Source organism: Streptococcus sp. AM43-2AT, assembly GCF_003603405.1.
Taxonomy (GTDB): Bacteria; Bacillota; Bacilli; order Lactobacillales; family Streptococcaceae; genus Streptococcus; species Streptococcus ilei.
Genome location: NZ_QTND01000003.1, coordinates 36077 through 61903 on the forward strand (window position 1 = coordinate 36077; position 25827 = coordinate 61903).

General features: G+C 42.4%; 20 protein-coding genes. All 20 read right to left on the reverse strand.

Annotated features, from left to right (window positions below; all coding sequences use genetic code 11):
* Positions 1–28: 28 nt before the first annotated feature.
* The gene (mraY, locus tag DW930_RS07115) at positions 29–1030 is read right to left on the reverse strand and encodes a phospho-N-acetylmuramoyl-pentapeptide-transferase (protein WP_023022314.1); all 1002 of its coding nucleotides are present in this window, start codon (positions 1028–1030) and stop codon (positions 29–31) included.
* A 1-nt stretch (position 1031) separates the two neighbouring features.
* Positions 1032–3317, reverse strand: a complete 2286-nt coding sequence (gene pbp2X / locus DW930_RS07120) for a penicillin-binding protein PBP2X (RefSeq protein ID WP_123159655.1) — start codon at positions 3315–3317, stop codon at positions 1032–1034.
* On the reverse strand, positions 3310–3645 hold the full coding sequence (gene ftsL, locus DW930_RS07125; protein ID WP_006596866.1) for a cell division protein FtsL: 336 nt from the start codon (positions 3643–3645) through the stop codon (positions 3310–3312). Before ftsL ends, pbp2X begins: the two co-directional genes overlap by 8 nt.
* Before the next feature lie 12 nt (positions 3646–3657).
* On the reverse strand, positions 3658–4608 hold the full coding sequence (rsmH, locus tag DW930_RS07130) for a 16S rRNA (cytosine(1402)-N(4))-methyltransferase RsmH (protein ID WP_023022310.1): 951 nt from the start codon (positions 4606–4608) through the stop codon (positions 3658–3660).
* Positions 4609–5004: 396 nt separating this feature from the next.
* Entirely contained in the window at positions 5005–5262 is a 258-nt protein-coding gene (locus tag DW930_RS07140) for a DUF896 family protein (protein WP_023022306.1), read from the reverse strand.
* Between the two features lie 33 nt (positions 5263–5295).
* Positions 5296–7332, reverse strand: coding sequence for a glycine--tRNA ligase subunit beta (gene glyS / locus DW930_RS07145; RefSeq protein WP_023022303.1), 2037 nt, complete (start codon positions 7330–7332; stop codon positions 5296–5298).
* A gap of 206 nt (positions 7333–7538) precedes the next feature.
* Entirely contained in the window at positions 7539–8456 is a 918-nt protein-coding gene (gene glyQ / locus DW930_RS07150; RefSeq protein ID WP_000038760.1) for a glycine--tRNA ligase subunit alpha, read from the reverse strand.
* Between the two features lie 510 nt (positions 8457–8966).
* Positions 8967–13457, reverse strand: coding sequence for a S8 family serine peptidase (locus tag DW930_RS07155; protein WP_123159656.1), 4491 nt, complete (start codon positions 13455–13457; stop codon positions 8967–8969).
* A 257-nt stretch (positions 13458–13714) separates the two neighbouring features.
* Positions 13715–14557, reverse strand: a complete 843-nt coding sequence (locus tag DW930_RS07160; RefSeq protein WP_123159657.1) for an aldo/keto reductase — start codon at positions 14555–14557, stop codon at positions 13715–13717.
* A 1-nt stretch (position 14558) separates the two neighbouring features.
* Positions 14559–14786 carry a hypothetical protein gene (locus tag DW930_RS07165; protein ID WP_042361369.1) on the reverse strand — a complete coding sequence of 76 codons (228 nt, stop codon included), beginning with the start codon at positions 14784–14786 and terminating at the stop codon, positions 14559–14561.
* A 337-nt stretch (positions 14787–15123) separates the two neighbouring features.
* Positions 15124–16275 (reverse strand): N-acetylglucosamine-6-phosphate deacetylase, encoded by a 1152-nt coding sequence (gene nagA, locus DW930_RS07175; protein ID WP_123159658.1) that lies wholly within the window; start codon positions 16273–16275, stop codon positions 15124–15126.
* 579 nt (positions 16276–16854) lie between these two features.
* The gene (locus DW930_RS07180) at positions 16855–18486 is read right to left on the reverse strand and encodes a Na/Pi cotransporter family protein (protein WP_023022293.1); all 1632 of its coding nucleotides are present in this window, start codon (positions 18484–18486) and stop codon (positions 16855–16857) included.
* A 144-nt stretch (positions 18487–18630) separates the two neighbouring features.
* Positions 18631–18981 (reverse strand): 30S ribosome-binding factor RbfA, encoded by a 351-nt coding sequence (gene rbfA / locus DW930_RS07185; RefSeq protein WP_023022291.1) that lies wholly within the window; start codon positions 18979–18981, stop codon positions 18631–18633.
* Between the two features lie 72 nt (positions 18982–19053).
* Positions 19054–21777: a translation initiation factor IF-2 gene (gene infB, locus DW930_RS07190; RefSeq protein WP_023022289.1), complete on the reverse strand. Its 2724-nt coding sequence runs from the start codon at positions 21775–21777 to the stop codon at positions 19054–19056.
* Positions 21778–21793: 16 nt separating this feature from the next.
* Positions 21794–22093 carry a YlxQ-related RNA-binding protein gene (locus DW930_RS07195; RefSeq protein ID WP_048715247.1) on the reverse strand — a complete coding sequence of 100 codons (300 nt, stop codon included), beginning with the start codon at positions 22091–22093 and terminating at the stop codon, positions 21794–21796.
* Positions 22086–22382, reverse strand: a complete 297-nt coding sequence (locus DW930_RS07200) for a YlxR family protein (protein WP_006596879.1) — start codon at positions 22380–22382, stop codon at positions 22086–22088. The genes DW930_RS07195 and DW930_RS07200 overlap by 8 nt, the downstream gene beginning before the upstream one ends.
* A gap of 10 nt (positions 22383–22392) precedes the next feature.
* On the reverse strand, positions 22393–23538 hold the full coding sequence (gene nusA / locus DW930_RS07205) for a transcription termination factor NusA (protein WP_006596880.1): 1146 nt from the start codon (positions 23536–23538) through the stop codon (positions 22393–22395).
* A 45-nt stretch (positions 23539–23583) separates the two neighbouring features.
* The gene (gene rimP / locus DW930_RS07210; RefSeq protein WP_023022284.1) at positions 23584–24072 is read right to left on the reverse strand and encodes a ribosome maturation factor RimP; all 489 of its coding nucleotides are present in this window, start codon (positions 24070–24072) and stop codon (positions 23584–23586) included.
* 321 nt (positions 24073–24393) lie between these two features.
* Positions 24394–25029, reverse strand: coding sequence for a tRNA (guanosine(46)-N7)-methyltransferase TrmB (gene trmB, locus DW930_RS07220; RefSeq protein WP_023022282.1), 636 nt, complete (start codon positions 25027–25029; stop codon positions 24394–24396).
* Entirely contained in the window at positions 25026–25820 is a 795-nt protein-coding gene (locus tag DW930_RS07225; protein WP_023022280.1) for a phosphotransferase family protein, read from the reverse strand. Before DW930_RS07225 ends, trmB begins: the two co-directional genes overlap by 4 nt.
* Between the last annotated feature and the right edge of the window lie 7 nt (positions 25821–25827).

The following is a 25827-nucleotide window of genomic DNA, read 5'->3' on the forward strand; positions in this document are numbered from 1 at the left end:
AGCATCCCAACCTTTTATGATTCACGACTTATGAATTGGTCAAATAGTAGATCAAGAGGGTCAAGGCGCTCATTCCTGCACCGACACTCCAGAGAAAGGCATCGACCTTCCACTCAGACCATTTAGGACCATTACCTGACAGACCACCTAATTCTAAATGGTGATGGAAAGGCGTCATGCGGAAGATTCGGCGTCCTTCCCCTGTCCTTTTCTTGGTCCATTTGAAATAGGACACTTGGAGCATGACAGAGCTAGTCTCAAAGACGTAGACAATCCCAATCAAGAGCAAGGTCCACTCTACGTGGAGAGCCATGGATAGAGTCGCAAGCATCCCACCTAGTGCTAGGCTTCCAACATCTCCCATGAAAATCTTGGCCGGCTTGTGGTTGTAGACGAAGAAACCTAATAGAGCTCCAATCATACTGATGGTCACAAAAAGGATATCGATTCGTCTTTGCCAAACAGCGATGATGGAATAAGCGATCAAGCTGATGGTTACCGAAATGCTTGCCAAGCCATCAATCCCATCCGTTAAATTGACTGCGTTTGAAAAACCAACCAACCAGAACAAGGCAAAGATAATATAGAAATGTCCCAAATAGACATCCCAACCAAAGACATTGAGAAGACTACCAGCTCCATGACGTTCAGAGAAGAGATAGAAAATGATCCCTCCCAACAATTGCAGGGCTAATTTTTGCTTGGGATTTAACCCTTCATTGATCTTACGAAAGACCTTTAAGAAGTCATCCAAGAAACCGACGATTCCATACAAGACCAAAATAAAGAGGATCAATTGAACAGGACGCGTAAAGTTCCCAGTTAGGAAGCTAAAGACAAGGGTGACAAAAACTGAAGTGATCAAGAAGACCACTCCCCCCATAGTTGGAGTGCCTGCTTTGGCTTTGTGTTGCTTCACATCTTCGTGCATTTGTTGGCCCGAAATATGGGCCCGTTGATAGAAACGGATAAAGGCAGGAATGCCAATAACCGTTAGAATAAATGATACTACTAGGGTAGCAAGTAACATATCAATCTCCTAATGTAATTGTTATTTTCTTCGTCTTCTTTAAAGCAGTTTCTACTTTGACGTTTTGTTTGCTCACACGAGAACCTTCCCCTTTATAGGTGATCTCAATGCCCGTCCATTCCGCAAATTTATCAACATTTTCCTTGGTCCATCCATACATATCCGGAACTGAATCCAAGTCATCTGTTAATAATAACACTTGCTCATTTGATTTTAATTTCGTTCCTGCTGATACAGACATCTTTTTAATATTCTTTCCAGTTCCTAGGACAACAGGCTGGATCAGATTGCGACGCAGTTCATCTGCGAAGCCACCTGGGCTGATGGTCTGCTTCAAGTTCAATTCTTTCGACAAGGATTCTGCCGACGGCATCTTATAGGTGTCCTCTTTCGTGACCCCATCCAAGGCCTTGGTTTCCGTTACTAGATTCAACTCATCCTTCAAAGCAACCGCATCTTCCAAGACTGGATTGACTAGTTCTTGCCAACTGGTCGGACTAAAGCTGACTTCAGGCTGTTGAACCGTCACATACATAATGAAATCTGGATCTTCAGCCGGTGTCATGACAACAATCGAGTTGATATTGTCATTTTCGCCTTCCAAATATCCATTAGCCGTTGCAATTTGGGCCGTCCCTGATTTGACAGCGACATTTTGTCCAGCTACTTGGATAATGGGACCATCCGATGAATAGAGGGTACCAAATTGAGGATCAGTCCCTACCGTAATCATGTAATTACGGGTCTGTTGGGCAACCGAAGCGGGTACTGGATTGCCGACAATCTCTCTTTGTGATTTACGAGCAGTTTCATGCTTGCCGTCGTAAATCGCACTGATAAATTTAGGCTCCAACATTTCCCCATCATTTGCAATGGCAGAAAATGCACGCAACATCTGCGTTTGGGTCACCGAAATCCCTTGACCGAAAGAAGACATGGCTTGAGTGACATAGTTATCTCCTGGTAGGCCTCCAAAACCTTCGTCTCCCATTCCAAAACGTGTAGGAAGTCCGAACTTAAAGAGTTTGAGGTAATTCATCCAGACATTATTGCCCATCTTCTGTTCAAGCTTGGTCATCCCAATGTTACTTGAATAGGCGAAACCTTGGGCAATATTCATATAGCGACCTTCTGACAAGCCCATATTGATTTCCCAGTCTTTGATGATCGCGTCTTTTACTTGTAGCTCGTTATTGTAATATACCTCATTATAGGCTGGGAAAGTCCCATGATCAATCGCTGCAGCCAAGGTCATGACCTTCATAGTCGAACCTGGTTCGTACTGGTCCTGGTAAAGAATCGTATTCCAAGTTCTCAAATTCTTGATATCCAGACCTTCTTTGGTATCTGCATTAAAGGTTGGCCGTTGCGTCGTTGCAAGGATTTCGCCTGTTTTGGCACTCACTAGGGTCGCACTGACAAATTTGCCTTTTACCTTTTCTTGGAATACATCCATTCTGGTTTCGAGATAGGTTTGCAGTTCTGCAGAAAGGGTTGTATAAACATCCTTTCCATCTTCTGTCTTCACGGCAACCTTGTCTGATCCCGGCACAATATTTCCGTTACGATCCTTTTCATAGGTCACAACTCCATCCTGACCACCCAAGATACGATCCAAGGATTTTTCTATTCCCGTTATTCCCTGTAGGGTTTTATTGCCTTCTTTATCTTCTACCAATTGAGCTTGACCGATAAATTGAGAGGCAAAGGTCCCATTTTTATAACTCCGATTTGGACTCGTCGTAAAATCAACACCTTTAATGTTGGCAGCTTCTAGTTCACTCCGGATAGCATCCATATTGCTATAGCTGATATCGTTCCCCGCCGCACCAAAAGAAACTTGGTTGAGCTTCTTTTGAGACAGTTGTTGGACGACATAATCTTTTTCCATCCCCAAATAACGATTAAAAACGTCCGCTACTTGGTTGTATTGGCTTTCTTCAACGTATAAAACTTCACCTTTTGCTGATTTATAAGTTTTGTCGATGATAGCATAAACATTATAAGTCGTCGCATCTTCAGCAATGACAGCTCCATTTCGATCATAAATTGTTCCTCGTTTGGCTGGAACAATCTCAGTTTTCTGATGGACCTGATGCGATAACTCAGATAAATTTTTTCCAAATTTGCTATCTGTGCCTATAATGACTGCAAAATTAATAAGAAAAATGAAGAAAACAAGAATGGAAAGCAAACTTAAATTCTTAGCTACTTGCCGACGATTTTGGTCTGGAAGTTTCCTTTTTTTAAGGGAATAACGAATGATTTTCTTTTTTAATTTACTCATCGCTACTTGAACTCACCACTTTTCGATTTTCTTTTTGGAGGGTCATCCCCTGAGAACTAGCTAACTTAGACAAGCGTTCATATCGAGTCAACTCATTGACTTCTTGCCGGATATCTTCTAGTTCAGTCTCTTTTGTTTTTAGTTCCGTATTGAGGTTTGTCAAATCACTTTGCACTTGTAGAATCCGCGTCTGCATAAAAATAATACTGACAGCAAGGATAATCCCTGTTAGGACAATCGAGCCATAAAAGGCTTTCTCTACTCTGGTAAAGCGACGAATACGATCTTGCAATTGACTGCCACGAGATCGTAATGGTTGATCTGCCATGTTCATTTCCTCTTACTTATGAATTTTTTGAGCAACCCGCAATTTTGCAGAATGAGCTCGGTTGTTATTTTCTAACTCTTCTTGGCTTGGAAGAATCGGTTTTCGAGAAACTAATTCCATTTTTGGTTTTAAGTCCTCTGGGATGAAGGGCAAGCCCTTCGGTACATCTACTGTAGAAGCTTCTTTAAACAATTGCTTGGTCAAACGATCTTCCAAGGAATGAAAGGTAATGACTGAAATACGACCACCAACTGCCAACAAATCCATAGCCTGCTGGATTGATTCATCAGCCGCTCCCAATTCATCATTGACTTCGATCCGAATAGCCTGAAAAATTTGTTTGGCTGGATGCCCCTTTTTCTTGAGTTCCTTGGCTGGTTTTGCCGACTTAATAATCTCTGCTAATTCTGTCGTCGTTTCAATCGGTTTTATCGCACGCGCTTGTTCGATCTTTCTAGCAATTTGTTTGGAGAATTTATCTTCCCCATACTTGAAAAAGATGCGAACCAAATCATGGTAATCATAGGTATTGACTACTTCATAAGCTGTCAAAGAAGCGTCTTGATTCATCCGCATGTCCAAGGGAGCGTCTTTTTTATAAGAAAAACCACGAGACCGCTCATCTAACTGAGGACTAGAGACTCCCAAGTCATAACAAATGCCATCAATTTCACTGACTCCCAATTCTTGGAGACGCGCTTGAAGATTCCGGAAATTGTCTTTGATGAAGGTTACCATGCCTTTTTCAACGTAAGGAGCCAATCGTTTCTCCGCATTATCAATCGCATGCTGATCCTGGTCAAAGGCATATAAATGTCCTTTTTCACTTAATTGACTTAATAAATATTCGCTATGGCCGGCTCCACCTAATGTGGCATCCACATAGATTCCATCTGGCTTTATATCCAGCATATCAATCGTTTCATGGAGCAAGACCGTTACATGATGAAATTCTTTACTCATATCCTATCTATTTTACCACAAATCTGACCAGGATGCACTTGAGATTCTTTCCTCTATCCACACACTGTTTCGGGATAAAAAGTTCCTATTCTTTAAAAACCTCATTCTATCAACCAATAGACCTAGAGAAACAAATTGTGATACAATAACCCTATGAAAGATAAGAAATACCTTCTCCTTGGCCTGCTAGTGGCCGATCTTATTGCAGTTTACTTTTTCCTACGAACTCCTGTCCCTTGGATTTTTTGGACAGCTACCTTTGTTCTTGCCGTCTCCATTTGGATATTTAAAAATCAATGGAAAAACTACAAAAATAGAGATGAGGAGTCAGAGTAGCCCATATAGAATTAGAAAACTCGATCAGTTCAATATCTGATCGAGTTTTCTATTGTCTATTTATGAATTGGGATCATCAAGGCTACGGCCATGCAAGCCTTTTTCCCGTTGGACTTGACGTAGTTTTTCTGGTGTCACATCATTTCCTTCTTCGTCAACAACTTTGATACCTTCAATGTGATGACGGACGGAGCGTCTGTAACCTTCAATATACTCTTCACGAAGTTTAGCTTGTTCTACCTCTTCTTCTGGTGTCAAGCCTTCTGCTTTTTTCTTTTTGGCAAGCTCATTGATTCGAGCAATTTTTTCAGGTGTCATAATAAAACCTACTTTCTACCTGTCATCAGGTCATTATTTTGTATTTAATTGGTTAAAGGCTGCGACTTTATTGGCTTTTGCTACTAGACTAGCAAGAAGGGCCAAACGATTCTTTTTAACAGCCTCATCTTCTGCCATAACCATGGTATTGTCAAAGAAAGCATCGATGACTGGGCTAAGAGCAAAGAGTTGAGCCAATTTGTCGCTAGCTGAACCTGTCAATTCTAATTCTTCAATCGCCTTAGCAAGAGCTTTTTCTTGATCATTTTCAAAGAGACTAGCATCGACCTCTACTGAAGCATCTGCTTTTTCTGCCAAGTTGAAAGCACGTGAGAGTGACTCAACAGCTGCCTTATAACCATCAGTCTTAGCAGCTTCTGAAAGAGCTTCAGCCGCTTCAAGCATATCCGCTACCACGAAGTTTGAACCAGCAAGTACAGCTTCTTTGATGTCTTTAGATGTGCGTCCCATCATCTTGTCTACACGCGCCTTGATGAAGTTGAGCACTTCTGCTTGATTGGCATACGAAAGACTATCGAATGAAAGTCCGTAAAGACTATCGATTAACTCATCCATCGGGATGTTCCAACCAAAGGCATCCAAGATACGAACAATCCCTTGTGTTGCACGGCGAAGCGCATAAGGGTCATTGGAACCAGACGGAATCAAACCGACTGAGAAGAAGGAAAGAAGGGTATCCAATTTATCCGCAAGAGCAAGGATGGCACCAACCTTGGTTTCAGGAAGGGCTCCATCTGCTGAATCAGGAAGATAGTGCTCACGGATAGCTGTCGCTACTGCAGCATCTTCACCAGCAAGGAGGGCGTATTTTTCACCCATGATTCCTTGCAATTCATCAAACTCTCCAACCATACCAGTCAAGAGGTCAAATTTGTAGATTTCTGCTGCACGAGCTACAGCTGCTTTTTCTTCAGCAGTCAAGCCAGCTTGCTCAGCCAAGGAAGCCGCAATGACACCAGCACGGGCCATGTGTTCTGAAAGAGAACCGATTTTTTCATGGAAAGTCACGTGTGCCAATTTAGCAACCAGGTCTTCAATCTTGAGTTTTTGGTCTTCACGCCAGAAGAATTCACCATCTTCGAGACGCGCCACCAAGACTTTTTCATTTCCTCGGATAACATTTTCCAAGTGCTCAGCATTCCCATTACGGACTGAGATGAAGTTTGGTTTAAGCTTACCGTCAAGGTCACGTACAACAAAGTAACGTTGGTGCGTTTCCATTGAGGTCACCAAGACTTCTTCTGGAACGTCCAAATACTTAGTATCGAAACTTCCCATAAAGGCAGTTGGGTATTCGACCAAGTTCAAGACTTCATTCAAAAGTCCTTCTTCGATTTGGACTTGAACACCTTGTTCTGCTTCAATAGCTTTGATTTGCTCACGAATCATGTTTTCACGTTCTTTGCTGTCTGCAATGACGTAAACGGTACGAAGGTCTTCTTCGTACGAATCCGCATTGGTAATTTCCACTTCATGTCCAAGGAAACGGTGTCCGCGACTCACACGACCTGAATGGATATCCAAGAAGTCGAGATCAAGCGCTTCATCACCCAAAAGGACAATCAAGGTATGAACTGGACGAATGTATTCAAAGGTGTTGTTAGCCCAGTGCATGCTGACAGGGAAAGTCAATGAAGCAAGTACTTCTGGAACGCCGGCCAAGACTTCTTTGGCAGGTTTTCCAGCTTCATGTTTCGTCACGTAAACGTATTCTTCTCCCTTAACTTCACGGAATTCGATGTCATCTACAGTCAAGCCTTTTCCACGAACAAAGCCTTGCGCTGCTTTTGAGAAGTTTCCATCAGCATCCAAGGCAATTTTCTTAGAAGGTCCTTTAAAATCTTCTGTCAAATCGGTTTGTTGATCAGCCAAACCAAGTACACGAACAGCCAAACGACGTGGAGTTGAGAAGGTTTGAATGCTTTCATATGAAAGGCGGTTATCATCCAAGAAGGCTGCCATTTTCTCACCCAATTGTTTTTCACTTGGTGTGACAACGTAGGCTGGTAACTCTTCAAGTCCTAGTTCTACTAATAAGTTTTTTGTCATGTTTTTTCTCCAGAAAATATCTTTTTTCCAGTTTGCCTTATGTGATTGGCACGCAAGCAACCGACTAGGTCGTTTCATTGCTAAAATTGGAGCCTAAGGTCTCCAATTTTGCCTGGTATCATTAGTTTCTCTAATGATACCTCAATCACTGCGGCAACTGGTTCTGTAGGATTATTCTATAATCCAATTCTATTAATACACTCTCTTTATTCTTCCTCTTCTGCTAGGAGTTTTGCGCGTGTGGCTTCGTCGAGAAGTGGGTAACCGAGTTTCTTGCGTTCTGCGACGAAGGTCTTAGCTACGACACGGGCCAAGTTACGGATGCGGGCAATGTAGCCGGCACGTTCTGTAACAGATACCGCTCCACGAGCATCAAGTAAGTTAAAGGTATGTGAACATTTCAAAACGTAGTCATAGGCTGGGTGAACGAGACCCAATTCCAAAGCACGTCCGGCCTCTTTTTCAAATTTTTCGAAGTTTTCAAGAAGCATATCTTGGTCAGAAACTTCAAAGCTGTATTTTGAGTGCTCATATTCTGGTTGAAGGAAGATTTCTCCATATTTTACACCCGGAGCCCACTCGATATCATAAACTGAGTCTACTTCCTGGATGTAAGAAGCCAAACGTTCCAAACCATAAGTGACCTCAGCGGTAACAGGACCTGTTGCCAAGCCACCGACCTGTTGGAAGTAAGTGAACTGAGTGATTTCCATACCATCCAGCCAAACTTCCCAACCAAGACCAGCTGAACCAGTTGATGGATTTTCCCAGTTATCTTCTACGAAGCGAATATCATGCTCTAAAGGATTGATACCCAATTTTTCCAATGACTCAAGGTAAAGTTCTTGAATGTTTGATGGTGATGGTTTCATGACCACTTGGAATTGGTGGTGTTGGTAAAGACGGTTTGGATTTTCCCCGTAACGACCGTCTGCTGGACGACGAGATGGCTCTACATAAGCCGCATTCCATGGTTCCGGACCAATGGCGCGAAGGAAGGTGTAAGGACTCATCGTACCCGCACCCTTTTCATTATCATAAGCCTGCATGAGCATACAACCCTGGTCATTCCAGTATTGTTGCAAAGTCAAAATAATCTCTTGAAAAGTCAATTTTTTAGACATGTTTTACTCCATTTTCTATAATTTCTTGCGACACGAGTCTGCCTCGTCGATCATACGAGGCAAGACGAGTTAGTACTGCGTCTAGCTCAGGCACCCTAGTGCTGAGCGTGGGACAGCCCGACTGAAAGGAGGTCTCTGCCACTGACGCAGTGAAAGGTTAGTTTTTTAGACATTATTTACTCCATTTTCTATAATTTATTGCGACCTAGAATACAAAAAGAACCGTGTCTTTCCCCCTAAGTCAAGTGACCTAGGGGCGTCAGAAACGCGGTTCCACCCTAATTTATTACTTCATTTTATTCTACTGTACTCAGCTATCTACTGAGAGAAAGCGCCACTTGCCTATCTTGTTCCACTTGGCTTTCACTGTCCCAAGCTCGCTAAAAAAACGCCATAAGCCTTTCTTTCTTGACTAGTATTATAGCAGATTTCTATTCGAGTGTAAACAAAAAACAAGTCCGAAACTGTTGTTTCAGACTTGTAGAAATTCCTTTCAAAGAAAGGGTAAGGTTATGGGCGTTTTGCAACCTTTGGTTTTTTCCCATTTAATTTTTTCTTAGCAGCTTTAACCTCTGCTAAGGCCGCCTTGACTTCCTGTTGACTAGCACCAGGATTAGCCAGTACTGCTTGAGCGCGGATAAAGGCTTGAAGGTAATTCACCTTCACCTTATCTGCTGCATAGATAAACTTAGCGTTCTTAGCTTGGAACTGGAGTTCTGCTGCAATCAATTTCTTAAGACTTGAGAAATCGGTTGTTTTGCCAGTTAATTGTTGATCAGCCGCCTGGTAGTTCGCAAGCGCTTGGTTGATTTGCTCTTGTGTCACACCTTCGCGGACGAGCAAGAGAGCCAACTCCTTAAAGCTTTGATCAAAGGCACGTCGAGCAGAATCCTTAGCGTTCGCATAACGGCCTGTTTTTGAAGTCGCATCATAGGCAGCAATAGCTGATTTTAGCGCTGTGAAATCAGACTCTTTCCCATCTAATTGACTGGTTACCAATCCAAGATTTGAAAAGATTTGGTCAACTTCTGCTTGTGATAACTTAGTCGCAAGAGCTTTCTGAGCTTCTTGGTATGCTGCATCATAAGCTAAACGTTTTTCACTTGTTGCATTAAAGTACTGAGGAGTGCTGGTCAAGTTAGCTTGTTGAGCCAGCAATTGCAACAATTGGGTCTTAATGACAACAGAAAGTTTTGCGAGGTTGTTTTGATCCGCCAGAACGGTCACAGTCGGTGCATCCTCAAACAACTCATAGCCTGTTGGTAGACTGACTGAAATCGTATAAGTTCCAACTGGGACATCTTTCCCAAAAGCATTCTTGCCATAGCGTTGAACTGGAAGAACAAAGGTTTCACCAGCTTGATTCTTCAAGACAACTGGTGTTGTTCTAGGTACTGCTTGATCAAAGACCAGGCTCAAAGGAGCAGTGACAATCTCTTTGGCCAAGAATTCGATGGTCTTAAAGCTATCCTCTGCAGTGATTTCAAATTTCTGAGTTCGTTCGCTGACGAGTTTCAGATCTGATTTGTCATAGGCAAAGAGTTCTGCAACATAGCTACCAAACTTAAGGAAATTGATTTCTTTCCCTTTATCTAAGTTGACATACTGCCCTTGTTCATCTTTGATACGGTAGACAAAATCAGTATCTAATTCTTGATGTGTATCGGCATCTAGGACTGATACCTTAATTCGGCCACTATCCTCAGTAGCAGCAAAATCAGCAAGAGAGGCAAAGTCGCGGTTTCCAGCGTAATCTTCAACCACATAGTAAAGTAAGTCTTTACTGATTCCTTCTGGAAGAGTATAGCCTCCATCTTCATTTGCCGTTAAATAGACACGGTTTTCAAAACGGCTAGTCTTCCCTAGGGCGTCTTTCCCCTCCTTAACTAGGGTCCCCTCTTCATCAAAGGTCTTGACATAGAAGACTTGCTCTCGTAAGATTCCACCATTGCCAACATCTTTTGTTTTACGAGCATAGAAGGTTTCTACCCCATCCTTCTTGGTCGTGTAACCTGAAGTCAAGACTGGTTTTTGGGTATCAATTTGGAGGTTAAAGCGAACAACTTGCTCCTCTGCTCCTGGAACTGCTGGCGTATAACGAACCTCATAGATATAGTGACCATCCGCCACCTTTTCACCCTTGGCATTAGTTCCTTCCCAAGCCGTGTTGTCGACTAGATAAGATCGTTTCCCACGTCCGTCAAAATAATTCTTACGAGCAGAGAAAGCTCCTGTACTTGTCCAAACTGGCTGAGCAAATGCTTGATCATCTGCCTTGTAGACAGCTGCTTTCATATTTTTTAGGTTTCGCAAGACTACAGCCCGGTACTGCACGTAATCTTTGTTTCCATCTCCATCTGGAGAAATAGCCAGACGTACATTGCCATCCGCATCTAAATGGAGGACATTCAAACCTTCTGGAGTTTCTACTGTCCCAAGAACGATTGGGCTTCGTTCTGCTGTTTCCTTCTTAGCAGTCGAATAGAGCACGTCGTTAGCGTTAGAGACTAAGGATGTTACATTCGCCTTTGATGGCACATGTTTGGTTTCTGGAACATCATAGTAGAATCCTGATTTCCCTTCTCTTACCAAATTGTAGATTGGTTTTTCAACCGCAGGGATATTTTGGAAAGAACCACGGAAGCCCATAAATGGAATGCTAACCACATCGCCGTCATCTGCTGGATCCACAAAGCGAACAAATCCTTCTAGGAAGTAACCGTTCGGCATCAATTTAGTCAATTCCTCTGCAAACTTAGACGCATCGACAGTCACTGTCACTGTCTGACTACTATGGGCTTTTACAGTTACATTTGGCCATACCGTCTCTGTTAATTTCCGAGGCTTCAAGGTAAAGCGATCATCTTTTACATCGTCGGTAGTGGTATTCACAATCATCTTCAACTCTCTGTCAGTATCAGAAATATTATGAACGGTCACATCAAAACTAAACCGATCCTCGACATTGCCAAGAGTTACGCTTGGGTAAGCATCTTCATTCGTTACATATAGGTCTGTTGAAACCGCTGCAGCAGTATCCACAATCCCCGCCCCTTGTTGACGTACCGAAGTGTAAGCACCCGTTTCTTTGTTGAGGTGCGGTTTTGCGGTTGACATGATTAAGGCTTTGACTGTTGCAGATAGCTCCTCTGGCGAAAGTTCTGGATGATGAGCTTGGAGGTATTCCTTCACCAAAGCCGATACCCCAGCTACATGAGGGGAGGCCATACTGGTTCCGCTCATACTACCATAGCTATTGTCATTTAGAGATGAAAAGATCGACCCACCAGGTGCTGTGACATCCGGTTTTAATTGGCCATCTGTTGAGACTCCCCAACTGGAGAAATCTGACATCTTATCTGCATCAGGGTTTGGACGATTGTCTAAGCTACCATCAAAGACAAGCTTGTAGTCTTTACCTTTAATCGCTTCTCCATAGCGCTTAGAAATGAAAACAGCAGGGATCTTTCTCGCATCCCCTTCGAGGCCCATTTTGACATTCGCGCCTTCGACACTGTTGTAAATAAGGGCTCCAATTGCTCCTTTTTTATAGACATTAGCGACCTTATCTGAGAAGGTGATTTCGCCACGTTTGATAAGGGCAACTTTACCAGTCAAATCGAGACTGTCTAAATCACTCTCACGCCCCAAACCAGCATCTACATAATCATATTCTTTCCCATTTTCGAAATTGGCATCTGTTTCAGCTGCTGTATAGGTGAATTTTCCTTTATCCAAGTCGGCATTGTCTTCCAAGCCTCGAACTGTAAAGACTTCTTCTGTTACAACCGAATCATTTACGGATGCAACTGAAATAGACTCTTCTACGGTTGAAGGACTCCCCACGACACCGTAATCAGGGTTTTCAGCACTTGGATTGTCATAACCGTATCCATAGGTATTGCTATTTCCTGCCGCGATAATGACGCTAACCCCTTTTGCGCGTGCTCGTTGGATAGCTTCCCGGACAGCGGGACTAGCATTCACAGTAGAACCTGTCACAGATCCCAAACTCATGTTGATGACGTCCGCTCCCAATGCAACTGCGTCATCAATCGCTTTCACATAGACAACATCACTGGTTGATCCACTACGATCAGAGAAAACACGCATAAACATCACTTGGGCTTCTGGAGCAACTCCGTATACATAGTTGCCATCCCCAGCTTTTTTGTCAGGGTTCCCAGTTGCAATCCCTGTTACGTGCATACCATGTGAATCATGGTCTTTTTCTTTGATATTGTCATCTCCATCCATATAATCATAAGCAAAGACGACCTTATCGTTGTACCATTTTCCGTAGTCAATTCCCGCTGCTTTTTTTGCAGCTTCTAATTCTGTTTGATTTTTGAACTTCCCTTTTGTCGGGTCTGAAATCCGCAATACTTCATGGTAGACATCTAAACCAGAGTCAATGACTGCAACAACAGTCCCTTCACCCTTGTAGCCTTTTTCCCAAGTTTGAGGCACATTAATAATCGTATTGCTGCTGATACTGAATGGTTTGTCTTCAGCTTTCTTTTCAGCTCTTGCTTCTGTTGCAGGGTTAGCCTCAGCCTTCTCCTCTGTTGAAGAGGGTTTAACTTCTGTTTTTTCCTGTCCCTCACTTGCTTTTTCTGCAGGTTTAGCCTCAATTTTAGTTACAGCTTCTACTTGCTTTTCAGTAGCTTTATCCTCTGTTTTTGCTTCCTGGGCAACTACTTGGCTACCTGATTCGACAGATGGACTTGTTGCCCCTTTTTCTGAAGAGGCTGGCTCGTCAACAACTTTACCATTTTCAACTACTGAGTCTCTAGTCTGCTCATTTGCTTGATCACTTACAGGAGAAGCAGACTCGCTTGGCAACGCTGGATTTGCTTCTGCAGATGCAATTACTGCAGTCTCTGGTTGTTTTGTTTCATCCGCACTTACATTTCCTGCTCCAAAGACAAGGACCGACCCTAACAGCACCGATGCAACACCAAATTTATATTTTCTCAATGAGAAACGCTGTTTACTCATAAGATTCCCCCTATATACTAAATTATTCTTATTATACTCCTAATTTTTCAGAAAATTCACTCAACATTAACTTTGTTATCAAATTGTAATATTTCCGCATGATATCTTTAATTAGGTGTTTTTTGTTTGTTTTTAGTGATTTTATAATTCAAATAATTAGAAAATTAAAACCAATCATCCGTTTTTTTATCTCATTGCACAAAAAAACAGCGAGAGCAAACTCTCACTGTCTTTTATAAATCAACTAACTTACTGTCTTAAAAGTCTTTGGTATCTGGATCTGGCGCTCCCGCTTCTACTGGGATCTTCCGAAGGAGCTCACAGTCTTCTGGAGCCAATTCGATTGTAGTGCATTGAAGATTACTTGCAATGCGTTCAGGAGTCACTGATTTAGGCAAAGGTAAAAATTCTTCTGCTAAACTCCAAGCTAAAAGAAGCTGGGCTGGAGTTACACTATATTTTTTAGCCAATGCAAGAACTGTCTCATTTTGAAAAAGCTCTCCTTGACCAAATGGACCCCAAGCCTCCAATAAAATTCCTTTATCACGGCAATAACGGACTACTTCCTCTTGATAGACTCCAGGAGCCAAGCGGATCTGATTGACTGCTGGAAGAACTTTGGCACTCTCCAACAAAGCATCCAGGTGATGAGGCAAAAAGTTACTCACGCCAATAGAGCGAATTTTACCCACTGCCTGCATATCTTCCATGGCTCTCCAAACCTCACGATTCCGTTCTTTCCAGGCCTCATTTTCTCGGTGAGTCACAGGATTTGGCCAGTGGATTAAATACAAATCGATATATTCTAGACCCAATTTGTGCAAAGATTCCTCTAGGCCATTGTCAGCATCCTCATAGGTGTGACGATTATTCCACAACTTGGTCGTTACAAAAAGCTCTTCTCTTGGAATACCACTATCCCGGATAGCCTTTCCGACGCTTTCTTCATTTTGATAGATGGCTGCCGTATCAATATGGCGATAGCCCGCTTCTAAGGCTGTTTTTACTGCTTGATAAGCTTCCTCGCCATCTTTCGCCTTCCAAGTACCAAAACCTAGTACAGGAATTTGGCGTCCGTCATTTAGTTTGTAGCTCTCCATCTTATTTCCCGTCACTTTTCTTTGTTTTTTCATCAGACTTAGAAGTCTTTGCATTCAAGCGCAACTTTGGCTTAAAGATATTTTCCTTAGGTTGCACCATTGATTTACTAAAAAAGGCATAGAGTAAAAAGGCACTACCTGCCACTAGAATGACGGGACTACGGCGTAACATACCGTAGAGAAAGAAAAATAATCCCATCAACAAAAAACGTACATTTATCTTATTCATAAAACTACCTCGCGATTCAATTAATTTCATTATACCATGTATCAGAGCAATGAGACAAATGGCTAGGCCAAGGAATCCTATTTAAATGAGAGTGGGACAGAAATCGGTCATTCGTTAGAATTCGATTTCGTCGTCCCACCTCCGCACAGTTGAGTAGGGCTGTAAAAGCTGATGAAATCAGCGTAGTAGAGCCCACTCAACCACTGCGTCTTGCTCGACAATCTAAAGACAATTGAGAGGCTAGGACTTTTGTCCCAGCCTCATGGAAGAAATTCAATTTTAAAACTGGTAAAAGGAAACAAAAGCAATTGATTCGTATTTGAACCTTTTTTCACCATTAAGCTTCAAATCGTTTTTGGCCATCCAAGAAGGTTGCAACCAACTCTAAATCTTTATCCAGTACAATGAAGTCAGCATCATATCCCTCACGGATTTGGCCACAGACATCATCGATATGGACAGATTTAGCAGGGTTGAGACTGGCCATCATGACCGCTTCATGAGGATTAGCAATGCCCCACTCAACAACATTCTTCAATCCATCTTTAAGCTTCAAGATCGAACCAGCCAAGTTTCCTGTCGATTTCAAACGGGCCGTTCCATTTTCTACGACAACAGGGAATTCACCCAACATGTAGTCGCCATCTTCCAAGCCACCAGCTGTCATACAGTCGGTGATCAAGGCAATATTTTCCACTCCTTTTTGTTTGAGGAGAATATCGCAAGCTTTTGGATCAACGTGATGCCCATCACAGATTAACTCAGCATAAGTATGTGGAAGTTGGTACATAGCCCCGACCATTCCAAGTTCACGGTGCGTCAAGCCGCGCATTCCGTTATAGGCATGCACCCAGACACTAGCCCCAGCATCCACTGCTTTTTTGGCTTCGTCAAAGGTTGCATTGGAGTGCCCCAGCGCAACCGTCACCCCTTCTCCTGTTACTGTACGGACAAAGTCTTCTACACCTTCCCGCTCAGGAGCAAGGGCAATTTTATTGAGCAAGCCCTTGGCTGCTTTTTGCCATGCACGGAATTCATCCATCCGAGGATCTTTCATATAGGCTGGATTTTGAGCTCCTTTGTACTTCTCTGTAAAGTAAGGACCTTCAAAGTAAATCCCACGGATCTTTGCACCAGAAGCTTCTTGGTATCGTGCTCCAATGTTTTCAGTTACTGCTAATAATTGCTCATAAGAAGAGGTCAAAGTTGTTGGCAAAAAGCTAGTAACCCCTGTGCTCAAGAGCCCCTCACTCATAGTATGAAGGGTTCCTTCAATGTTGTTGTCCATAACATCAACTCCACCAAATCCATGGATGTGCGTATCGACCAAACCAGGAGCAATACTATAGCCGGTATAGTCCAAAACGGTAGCTCCCTCTGGTAGCTGATCCACATGTTTTCCGAATTTGCCATCGACAATTTCTAGATATCCTCCCTTACGAATTCCATGGGGATAAAAGAATTGATCTGCTTGTATATAGGTTGTCATGGTGATTTCCTTTCTTTTTCTACCGATATATTCATACACATTATAATCCTTTGTGCTACATTTGTAAATGGTCTAGACCTATTTTATTTAAATATATTAATATTCTTTATAAATACAATAAGAAATCCAGTTCTAAAGAACTGGATTTCAGAATATTGACAAACTTTTTCCATAAAATAGATAGATGATTTTTTTAAAAAATTATCTTTTTTGAGAAATTAGGCAGATCTAAAACTTTCCGCTGTGAGAAAAGTGCCTAGATCAATTAAGGTCTAGGTACACGGAATTATTGAGACCTTAGGCTCAATAATTAGTCATGGAACTTCGAAGAAGTTCGCTGACGTCCGTACTCACCTAAGGAAAGTTTTAAAAAAAATGTTATACCAATCTAAAGAGAGTGGGACAAAAATCGGTCACTCGTTAGATTCGATTTCGTCGTCCCACCTCCGCACAGTTGAGTAGGACTGTAAAAGCTGATGAAATCAGCCTAGTAGATCCCTACTCAACCACTGCGTCTTGCTCGACAATCCAAAGACAATTGAGAGGCTAGGACTTTTGTCCCAGCCTCTTTTTGCTTTTTTAGATCTGCTCTAATTGTACCTTCTCTGCTAAATTCATGGCATGGTCTGCAACACGTGTATAGTGAGAGATCATATCAATAAAGTTGACACCTGCTTGAGGTGTACACTCGCCCTTGTTTAGACGAGAAATATGGGTCTTCCGCAATTTCTTTTCGAGCTTTTCAATTGCCTGATGGCGCTGTTCCAACTCTGCTGCCAACTCTTGGTTATCCTCTTCTACACTTCTAAGTGCATCTTTAACAAAAGTAGCAGTTTGTTGGTAGATATCTTCTAATTCAGCCAAGGCATTATCAGAAAACACAACTTTCTTCCGAATGAGGTAGTCCGTCAGGTTGATTAAGGATTCCGCGTGGTCTCCAATCCGCTCTAAATCTCGAGAAGAATCCAAAATATTAGTCAAGGATTCACTTTCTTTTGGACTCAGAGCTTCACTAGACAAGCGGATCAAGTATTTGGTCAACTGATCATCGATGGTATTAATGGCTTCTTCTGTTTTATGGCCTTTTTCAGCTAGCTTTTCTTCTTGATTTACAATGTAGCGATAGGCCAAGTCGAAACTCTTTTCAGCATAGGTTCCTAAATGCAATAGTTCTTTTTTGGCATTTCCTAAAGCAATCGAAGGAGCTTGGGTAATCAGATTTTCATCCAAGTAAAGTGGTTCGTATTTGACCACTTCATCCTCACCAGGAATCAATTTCGTCACAAAGTAAGCCAAAGCTCCAATGAAGGGGAACTGGATGATGGTATTGGTAATATTAAAGGTCCCGTGAGCAAAGGCTATGGTCATCTCGGGAGACAAATGAAGAGTCGTTTCAAACCATTGAATCAAAGATGTAAACGGAACAAGGAAGACAAGACAGATAATGGTTCCGATAACATTAAAGGCTACATGGGCACCCGCCACACGTTTGGCCGCAATATTTGCTCCCAAGGAAGCAATGATGGCTGTAATGGTCGTTCCGATATTATCACCAAAGAGAACTGGGAGAGCCCCTTTAAGGTCAATCAAATGACTAGCATAGAGATTTTGTAAGATACCAATGGTTGCAGAGGAAGCCTGAATCAAAAGAGTTAATCCTGATCCGACAAAGACACCCAAGATAGGACTTTTACTCAACTCCACCATGTAGTCACGAAAAACTTGCAAATCTTTAAGAGGTTCCATAGCCCCACTCATCAAGTTGAGGGCAAAGAAGATACCACCGACACCAAAAACGATTCGTCCAACATTATTAACCAAACGATTTTTGGTAAAGAAGAGACAAATCGCTCCGATAAAAAGCATAGGCAAGGCGTAGTCTCCTAATTTAAAACCAATGATAAAGGAGGTAACAGTAGTTCCAATATTGGCCCCCATAACAATACCAATAGCTTGACGGAGGGTTAGAAGTCCAGCACTCACCAGACCGACCGTAATCACTGTAACCCCTGAACTAGACTGAATCAAAGCAGTCATCCCAATCCCTACTAGAACCCCTAGAAAGGGATTACTCGTATATTTATCAATATAGTATCGAAGGCGATCCCCTGCAGCCTGTTGCAAGCCTTCTCCCATGGTTTTAATACTATAGAGAAAGAGACCCAAGCCACCTAAGAAGTTAAATAAAATGTTCTGCCAATCAATGGACATTTCTTTCCTCCATCATCATTCGATAAAAGTTTACTCACTCTATTTTAAAACATCCACCACTTGGACACAAGTTTTTTTTTGAAATTTCTTCTGAATTTTGTCCTAAAAAAACGATAGACTCTACAAAATCTATCGTTTTGTTCATTATTTTTTATCAAGCTCTCGTAACATTTGATCAATTTTGTTTCCATATTCAATGGATTCATCTTTGATAAAGGTTAAATCCGGAATCTTATATAATTTTAAATTCCGACCTAATTCGCGCTTGATGGTTCCTGTTGCTTTTTCAAGCCCTGTCTGAGCCTTCTGATTATCTGAAGCCAGGTCACTCATAATCGAATAGTAGACCTTAGCCATAGACAAATCGCCTAGCATCTGAACATCCGTAATGGTGACACCTTGAACACGTGGGTCACGAACTTTTTTTTGCAAAATTTCGTTGACTTCACGCTTGATTTCCATCCCTACTCGGTCTGTCCGAAAATGACTTGCCATAGGAACTCCTTTCTGATCTGTCTTTAAAACTAGGAAATGGGAGATTTCTTCTCTTCTTTCCTAGTTAACAGTTTATTTTTTAATTTCTTCCATGATGTAAGCTTCGATGGTATCATCCGTCTTGATATCATTGTAGCCTTCGATCATCAATCCACCTTCGCGACCGTTGGTTACTTCTTTGACATCATCTTTATAATGTTTCAAGCTAGCAAGAGCGCCATCATAAATCACGACACCGTCACGAATGACACGAACTTTGGAATCACGAGTGACCTTACCACTGAGGACCATAAATCCACCAATGGTACCCACTTTAGAGACTTTGAAGGTTTCACGAATAACCGCTTCCCCGATGACTTTCTCTTCAAACTCAGGATCCAACATTCCCTTCATGGCATCTTCCATTTCTTCAATCACTTTGTAGATGATTGAGTGAAGACGGATTTCTACCTCATCAGCTTCAGCTTGCTGACGCGCTTGAGGAGTAGGGCGGACGTTAAATCCAATGATGAAGGCATTTGAAGCTTCTGCGAGGGTAACGTCTGATTCGTTGATAGCACCAACCGCTGAGTGAACGATGGTAACCTTGACACCTTCTACTTCAATCTTTTGAAGGGAAGCAGCAAGGGCTTCAACCGAACCTTGTACATCAGCCTTGATAATGACATTAACAGATTTCACTTCACCAGCCTTCAAAGTATCAAAGAGGTTTTCAAGGCTGACACGATTAGTTGCTTGCCGTTGTTTCAAGAGGGCACGTTTGGCACGTTCTTCACCCGCTGCACGCGCTGATTTTTCATCTTCATAAACCGCAAAATGGTCACCCGCCATCGGCGCTTCGTTTAGACCAGTAATCGAAACTGGTGTGGAAGGACCTGCAACCTTAACCCGACGTCCAAGGTCATTGGTCATGGCACGGACACGCCCGAAAGTATTCCCGACAACGATTGGATCTTGGACATTCAAAGTACCTTGTTGCACAAGAAGAGTTGCAACCGCACCTTTTCCTTTATCCAAACGCGCTTCGATAACGGTACCAATAGCACGGACTGTTGGGTCTGCCTTGAGTTCTTGGATTTCAGCTACAAGAAGGACCGTTTCCAACAACTCATCGATGTTTTGGTTGAACTTGGCTGAGATTTCTACAAATTCAGAATCTCCACCCCAAGCAGTTGACATAACGCCGTGTTCTGCCAATTCTCCAATAACACGTTCTGGATTGGCACCTGGTTTATCAATCTTGTTAATGGCAACGATAATTGGAACGTTAGCCGCTTTTGAGTGGTTAATGGCTTCAATCGTCTGAGGCATCACCCCGTCATCCGCTGCTACGACCAAGATGGTAATATCGGTAACAGATGCACCACGTGCCCGCATAGAGGTGAAGGCTGCGTGTCCAGGTGTATCCAAGAAGGTAATCTTCTTGCCGTTTTCCATGATTTGGTAGGCTCCGATATGCTGGGTGATCCCACCGGCTTCTCCTGTCGCAACCCGTGAGTTACGAAGGGTATCCAAAAGGGTTGTTTTACCATGGTCAACGTGTCCCATAATGGTAACAACTGGTGGACGCTCCACCAATTTATCTGGATTCAAATAACCATCTTCGACGAAGAAGCGCTCGATATCCGCATTATCCACTTCAACCTTTTTCTTAGCTTCAATTCCATAATCCACTAACAGAAGTTCAATGGTATCGCCATCCAAAGATTGGTTTTGTGTCGCCATCACGCCCATCATGAAGAGCTTCTTAACGATTTCTGCCGGCTCACGCTTAATCCGTTTTGCGATTTCCGCAACCGTCATTCCATCTGTGTACTCCAATTCACTTGGCAACTCATGGAATTTACGCTCTGTTACTGGTTTTGGAGCTTCATTGCGGTTATTCTTTCCTTTTTTATTCTTTTTGTTGTTATTCCAGTTACTATTTCTTTGATTTCTCACTTGGTTTTGACTACTTCGATTCTTTTGTTGTTTTCTTGGACCATCTTCTTCACGATCAAAATCTTCACGTTTTTTGTCTGGTCTAGCTTGCTTTTTCCGACGTGTATCAACTGCTGCAGGACTTGGACTCGCTACTGGAGTTGCTTTCACTGGCTCCGCCTTTGGTTGTGAAGCGACAACTTCAGTGGCAACCACTTCTTCGCGCTTACGACGTTGTTGTCGTTCTTGCTCAACCTTGGCTGCCTGGTTTTGCTTGTAGCGTTCTTCACTACCACGTGCATATTCCGCATTTTGCTCTGCCTTTAATGCTGCAGCACGGGCTTTGAAATCAATCTTGGGTGCACCGTTTACTGGATTTGGACGTCCTTGACCGTTGCCAGCTTGGTCACGGCGACGATCATTCCCTTGGTTCCGGCGGTCATTTCCTTGATTTTTTCGCTCATTGCGATTTTGGAAACGATCCCCATCCCGACGGTCGTTTTGTTGTTTCTTAGGTCGATTTCCTTGTTGCTGACGACGTTCCGCCTGCTCTTTCGCACGGGCTTCGCGTTCCGCCTTGAAATTACGACTCTTTGGCTTCACAACAGGTGCTACAGCTGTTTCAGTTGTTTTTTCTGTATTGTTTGCAACGGGTTCTTTTGCAACCGGCACAACTTTTACTTGTTTTTCTTCCGTCACTTTAGGAGTTTGAGGAGCCTTTGATGCAAAACTATTGACCAAACGCTCAACCGCTTCACCTTCGATACTAGAAGCGTGACTCTTTACCTCCAACCCTAATTCTTTTGCCCGTGTGACGACTTCTTTACTTTCCTTGCCTAGTTCTTTGGCAATCTCATACAATCTTTTCTTAGACAATTGCTGTCCTCCTCTTCTATTCCATAAGAGACCTCATTTTCTTTGAAAATCCAGCATCTGTCACGGCCGCTACCTTTCGTGAGCGACCAATGGCAGTACTTAATTCTAGTGTTGAAAACACGGTTAATACCGGAATGCCATAATAGTGGCATTTATCTGTGATTTTTTTGGTAAGATTGGGAGCTGCATCATCTGCTAGAAAGACCAAACGAGCCTTTCCTTCTTGAACAGACTTGATGACCAACTCTTCTCCAGAGATGATTTTCCCTGCTCGCTGAGCCAATCCCAATAAATTACTGACTTTTTGCTTATTCAAGGCCTAACTCTCTTCTTTTCACCTTATGATCCACATAAGCAATCAATTCGTCGTAGAAAGCTTCATCCACTTCCATGCTAAAGCTGCGATTGAAGACTTTCTTCTTCTTGGCTTGAAGTGCTTCCTCGTTATCGAGCTTAATATAAGCACCACGACCATTTGCTTTCCCAGTTGGATCGATAAAAACTTGACCTTCTTTATTTTTTACGATTCGCAAGAGATCTCGTTTATCGATAACCTCATTTGAAACGACAGACTTGCGTAAAGGGATTTTTCTTGTCTTTACCATGATTCCCTCCCTATTCGTCTACAGAATTCAAATCACTTTCTACTTCTTCAAAAGCAGGTTCTTGACTTGCTTCCATTTCTTCGTACTCACTAGCTGATTTGATATCAATCCGGTAGCCAGTTAAGTGAGCCGCCAAGCGCACGTTTTGACCACGACGACCGATCGCAAGAGATAGTTTGCTATCTGGTACTACCACAAGGGCATGCTTGCTGTCTTCTTCGTCAAAGATGACTTGATCGACCTCAGCAGGCGCGATGGCATTGTAGATAAATTCTGCTGGATCTGGTACCCACTCAATGACATCAATATTTTCTTCTGTTGGGACCATACGATCCAATTTCTGATCATAACGAGCTGGGTGGAACTTGCTAGTAATCTTTTTGATGTTCGATCCACCACGACCAACGATGGTTCCAATCGCATCTACGTTTGGATTATGGCTACGAACAGCAACCTTAGTCCGGTCTCCAGCTTCACGTGCCACGCTCATGATTTCAACGGTTCCATCATAGACTTCAGGGATTTCTTGTTCCATCAAACGTTTGATCATTTCTGGATGGCTACGACTTACGAAAACGTTGACCCCACGAGGATTGTCTTCTACTTTGTAGACAAAAACTTCGATGCGATCATGAGATTGGAAGACTTCACCCGGGATTTGATCTTGTTTAGACAATTGAGCTTCGATAGACCCTAAATTTACATAGATAAAGCGATTATCAAAACGTTCAACGGTTCCACTCATAATTTCATTTTCATGCTCTTTATAAGTGTTATAGGTAATCGCACGAGTTTGCTTGCGCATTTTTTCCATGATGGTTTGTTTGGCAGATTGCGCTGCGACACGGCCAAACTCAGCAGGAGCTTCTTCAAATTTGATTTTATCTCCCAATTCATAAGCAGAACTAATCGCAAGAGCATCTTTCAAACTAATTTCTAACCGGCTATCAAACACTTCGTCTACTACTTCACGAACGGTATAAACGCGGAAGTCACCAGTCTTTTCATTAAACTCGATAGCGGCACTCTCTGCTTGGCCATACCGTCTCCGGTAAGCTGAACGCAATGATTCTGTGACAGCTTCAATAATATCTTCTTTTTTGATTCCTTTATCTTCTTCCAAGATGCGGAAAGCATCAAGCATTTCTTTACTCATTCTTTTCTTGCTCTTAAGCTACTAAGAGCCTTCCTTTCTTTTCTGCTATAATTTGACAGCTAGTCTTGCTTTCGATACAAGACTATAGGGGATTTCAATGGTTTTCTTTCTGGTTTTGTCCATGTATTCCATGGTCAATTGATCATCTTCGAACTTCACGAGTGTTCCTTCAATGACCTTTTGTTTGTCAACTGCCTTGTACAAGCTGACATGGATATATTGACCCAGAGCTTTTTCCACAGCATCTTTGGTTTTTAAAGGACGCTCCAAACCAGGACTCGTCACTTCTAGGAAATACTGTTCTGGGAATGGATCTGGTTGAATCTGATCCAACAGAGGACTAATCACTTCTGTTAAATCTGCTGTATCATTCAGGGTAATACCGCCTGGCTTATCAACAAAGATACTTAGAACATAATCTCCTCCTACCTTTCCATATTCAACATCCACTAGTTCAAATGGAGCTTGGATAGCTGGTTGAAGAATTTCTGTTACTAATTCAACAATTGTTGCGATAGGACAACACCTCCTCACAGACAAGAGGCGAAGATATGTCTTCGCCTCTCCTTTTCTATTCGTTTTAAATATTCTAACACAAGTTCCGTCGAAATGCAAGAATTTCGCCTTCCTCATTCATACAGCTATCATCAAAAAGAAAAACGAGAGTGGGACAGAAATCGGTCATTCGTTAGAATTCGATTTCGTCGTCCCACCTCCGCACAGTTGAGTAGGGCTATAAAAGCTGATGAAATCAGCCTAGTAGAGCCCAATCAACCACTGTGTCTTGCTCGACAATCCAAAGACAATTAAGAGGCTAGGACTTTTGTCCCAGCCTCCTTAATCCTTATCTAGACTTTAAAATTGTGCTTCAACCCGATAAATGACCTGACCCTTACTGGAGAATTTCTTTTCATATTCGGTCATGACATTTCCCTCAAAATCACTCGCATGAAGATCTAACCAGACCCCCTTTAAGGTCATTCCGTATTGAGAAAAACTCACCAAACTATATTCAAAGAGTCCTCGATTGTCCGTCTTAAAATGAATCTCCCCATGTTCTGGCAAAATCTGTTTGAAGGTATCTAAGAAACTCTTATAAGTTAAGCGACGTTTTTCATGGCGTTTCTTGGGCCAAGGATCCGAGAAATTGAGATACAATTGATCAATCTCACCATCTTCAAAGTAATTGGTCAGGCTATCCCCATCTACCCAAAGCAACTTGATATTCGGAACATCGGCTTCTAACACCTTGTCCAAAGCGTAGCTTAATACCGATTTTTGAATATCAATCCCAATATAGTTGATAGTTGGATTTTGTTTGGCCATGCCAGTGATAAAGGCTCCTTTACCGCTTCCCACTTCAATATGAATCGGATGGTCATTTCCAAAAATCTCATGCCACTTCCCTTTGGCTTCTTCTGGTTTTAAGATGACATATTGCGGATTGGCTTCTAATAATTCGGTTGCACCTTTGCGGTTTCTAACTCTCATGCTTCCTTCCCATATTTTGACCGGAAATTGCGCAAGGCATAAATTTCCCGGTTAACATTCTCTAAATCATTATTTTCATAGTATTTTACAATCTGACAAAGGAAAGAGTATTGACCAAACCAGTACAATTTACCAAATACAGTTTCGTTGTACTTATAGCCGTAATAGACCAGCCAATCCTGCCACTGAGAGTCTGGAATGTAGTGACTTAAAACATGAGCCACATCCATCATCCGATCTGTCAAGCGGACAGAATCCCAATCAACCAAGTAGATGAATCCACTGTCCGTTTCAATCCAGTTACTGTGGCGTACATCTCCATGAACAATGGTCGCATAATCTTCTCGAAAAGCTGGAACAGTCTGTCGTAAACTCTTTAACACAGATTGCAAATAATTGTTTTGACGCAAAGCAATTGGCAACTGACTGCTCAGAGAATTCAATAAATCCAGCGGAGATTCAGCCGTGTAGCCCAATTTTCTCAATTGTGTCATCAAGGGGCGTGAACGGTGCAAACGAGTCAGGATATGAACCACTTGCTTTTTCCCCATCCCATTTGGAGTTAAAATTTCTCCATTTAACCATTCTTGTGCGCTCATCACATTTCCGTCAGGTAAGCGTCGGCTCCATAAGAGTTGTGGAGCAATTTGTTCTTTAGCTAGCCCCGCTAATATTGGAGTTGTATTCATTTTGACAAATACTTTCCCCCCATCCGGATAAGTCCCCATAAAGGCTTTCCCGCTTTTACCAGCAATTGGGGTCAACGTTAGCTCTTTTTCGTTCGAGTCCATCTATTCC

Excerpts from the sequence above, each read along its gene's own strand:
- DW930_RS07180 (WP_023022293.1), bottom strand. The coding sequence starts at position 18,486 with ATGTCCATTGATTGGCAGAACATTTTATTTAACTTCTTAGGTGGCTTG.
- DW930_RS07225 (WP_023022280.1), bottom strand. The coding sequence starts at position 25,820 with ATGGACTCGAACGAAAAAGAGCTAACGTTGACCCCAATTGCTGGTAAA.
- DW930_RS07160 (WP_123159657.1), bottom strand. The coding sequence starts at position 14,557 with ATGGAGAGCTACAAACTAAATGACGGACGCCAAATTCCTGTACTAGGT.
- rbfA (WP_023022291.1), bottom strand. The coding sequence starts at position 18,981 with ATGGCAAGTCATTTTCGGACAGACCGAGTAGGGATGGAAATCAAGCGT.
- trmB (WP_023022282.1), bottom strand. The coding sequence starts at position 25,029 with ATGAGAGTTAGAAACCGCAAAGGTGCAACCGAATTATTAGAAGCCAAT.
- DW930_RS07140 (WP_023022306.1), bottom strand. The coding sequence starts at position 5,262 with ATGACACCTGAAAAAATTGCTCGAATCAATGAGCTTGCCAAAAAGAAA.
- rsmH (WP_023022310.1), bottom strand. The coding sequence starts at position 4,608 with ATGAGTAAAGAATTTCATCATGTAACGGTCTTGCTCCATGAAACGATT.
- mraY (WP_023022314.1), bottom strand. The coding sequence starts at position 1,030 with ATGTTACTTGCTACCCTAGTAGTATCATTTATTCTAACGGTTATTGGC.
- ftsL (WP_006596866.1), bottom strand. The coding sequence starts at position 3,645 with ATGGCAGATCAACCATTACGATCTCGTGGCAGTCAATTGCAAGATCGT.
- pbp2X (WP_123159655.1), bottom strand. The coding sequence starts at position 3,317 with ATGAGTAAATTAAAAAAGAAAATCATTCGTTATTCCCTTAAAAAAAGG.
- nagA (WP_123159658.1), bottom strand. The coding sequence starts at position 16,275 with ATGACAACCTATATACAAGCAGATCAATTCTTTTATCCCCATGGAATT.
- glyS (WP_023022303.1), bottom strand. The coding sequence starts at position 7,332 with ATGACAAAAAACTTATTAGTAGAACTAGGACTTGAAGAGTTACCAGCC.
- nusA (WP_006596880.1), bottom strand. The coding sequence starts at position 23,538 with ATGAGTAAAGAAATGCTTGATGCTTTCCGCATCTTGGAAGAAGATAAA.
- glyQ (WP_000038760.1), bottom strand. The coding sequence starts at position 8,456 with ATGTCTAAAAAATTGACTTTTCAAGAGATTATTTTGACTTTGCAACAA.
- DW930_RS07200 (WP_006596879.1), bottom strand. The coding sequence starts at position 22,382 with ATGGTAAAGACAAGAAAAATCCCTTTACGCAAGTCTGTCGTTTCAAAT.
- DW930_RS07165 (WP_042361369.1), bottom strand. The coding sequence starts at position 14,786 with ATGAATAAGATAAATGTACGTTTTTTGTTGATGGGATTATTTTTCTTT.
- DW930_RS07155 (WP_123159656.1), bottom strand. The coding sequence starts at position 13,457 with ATGAGTAAACAGCGTTTCTCATTGAGAAAATATAAATTTGGTGTTGCA.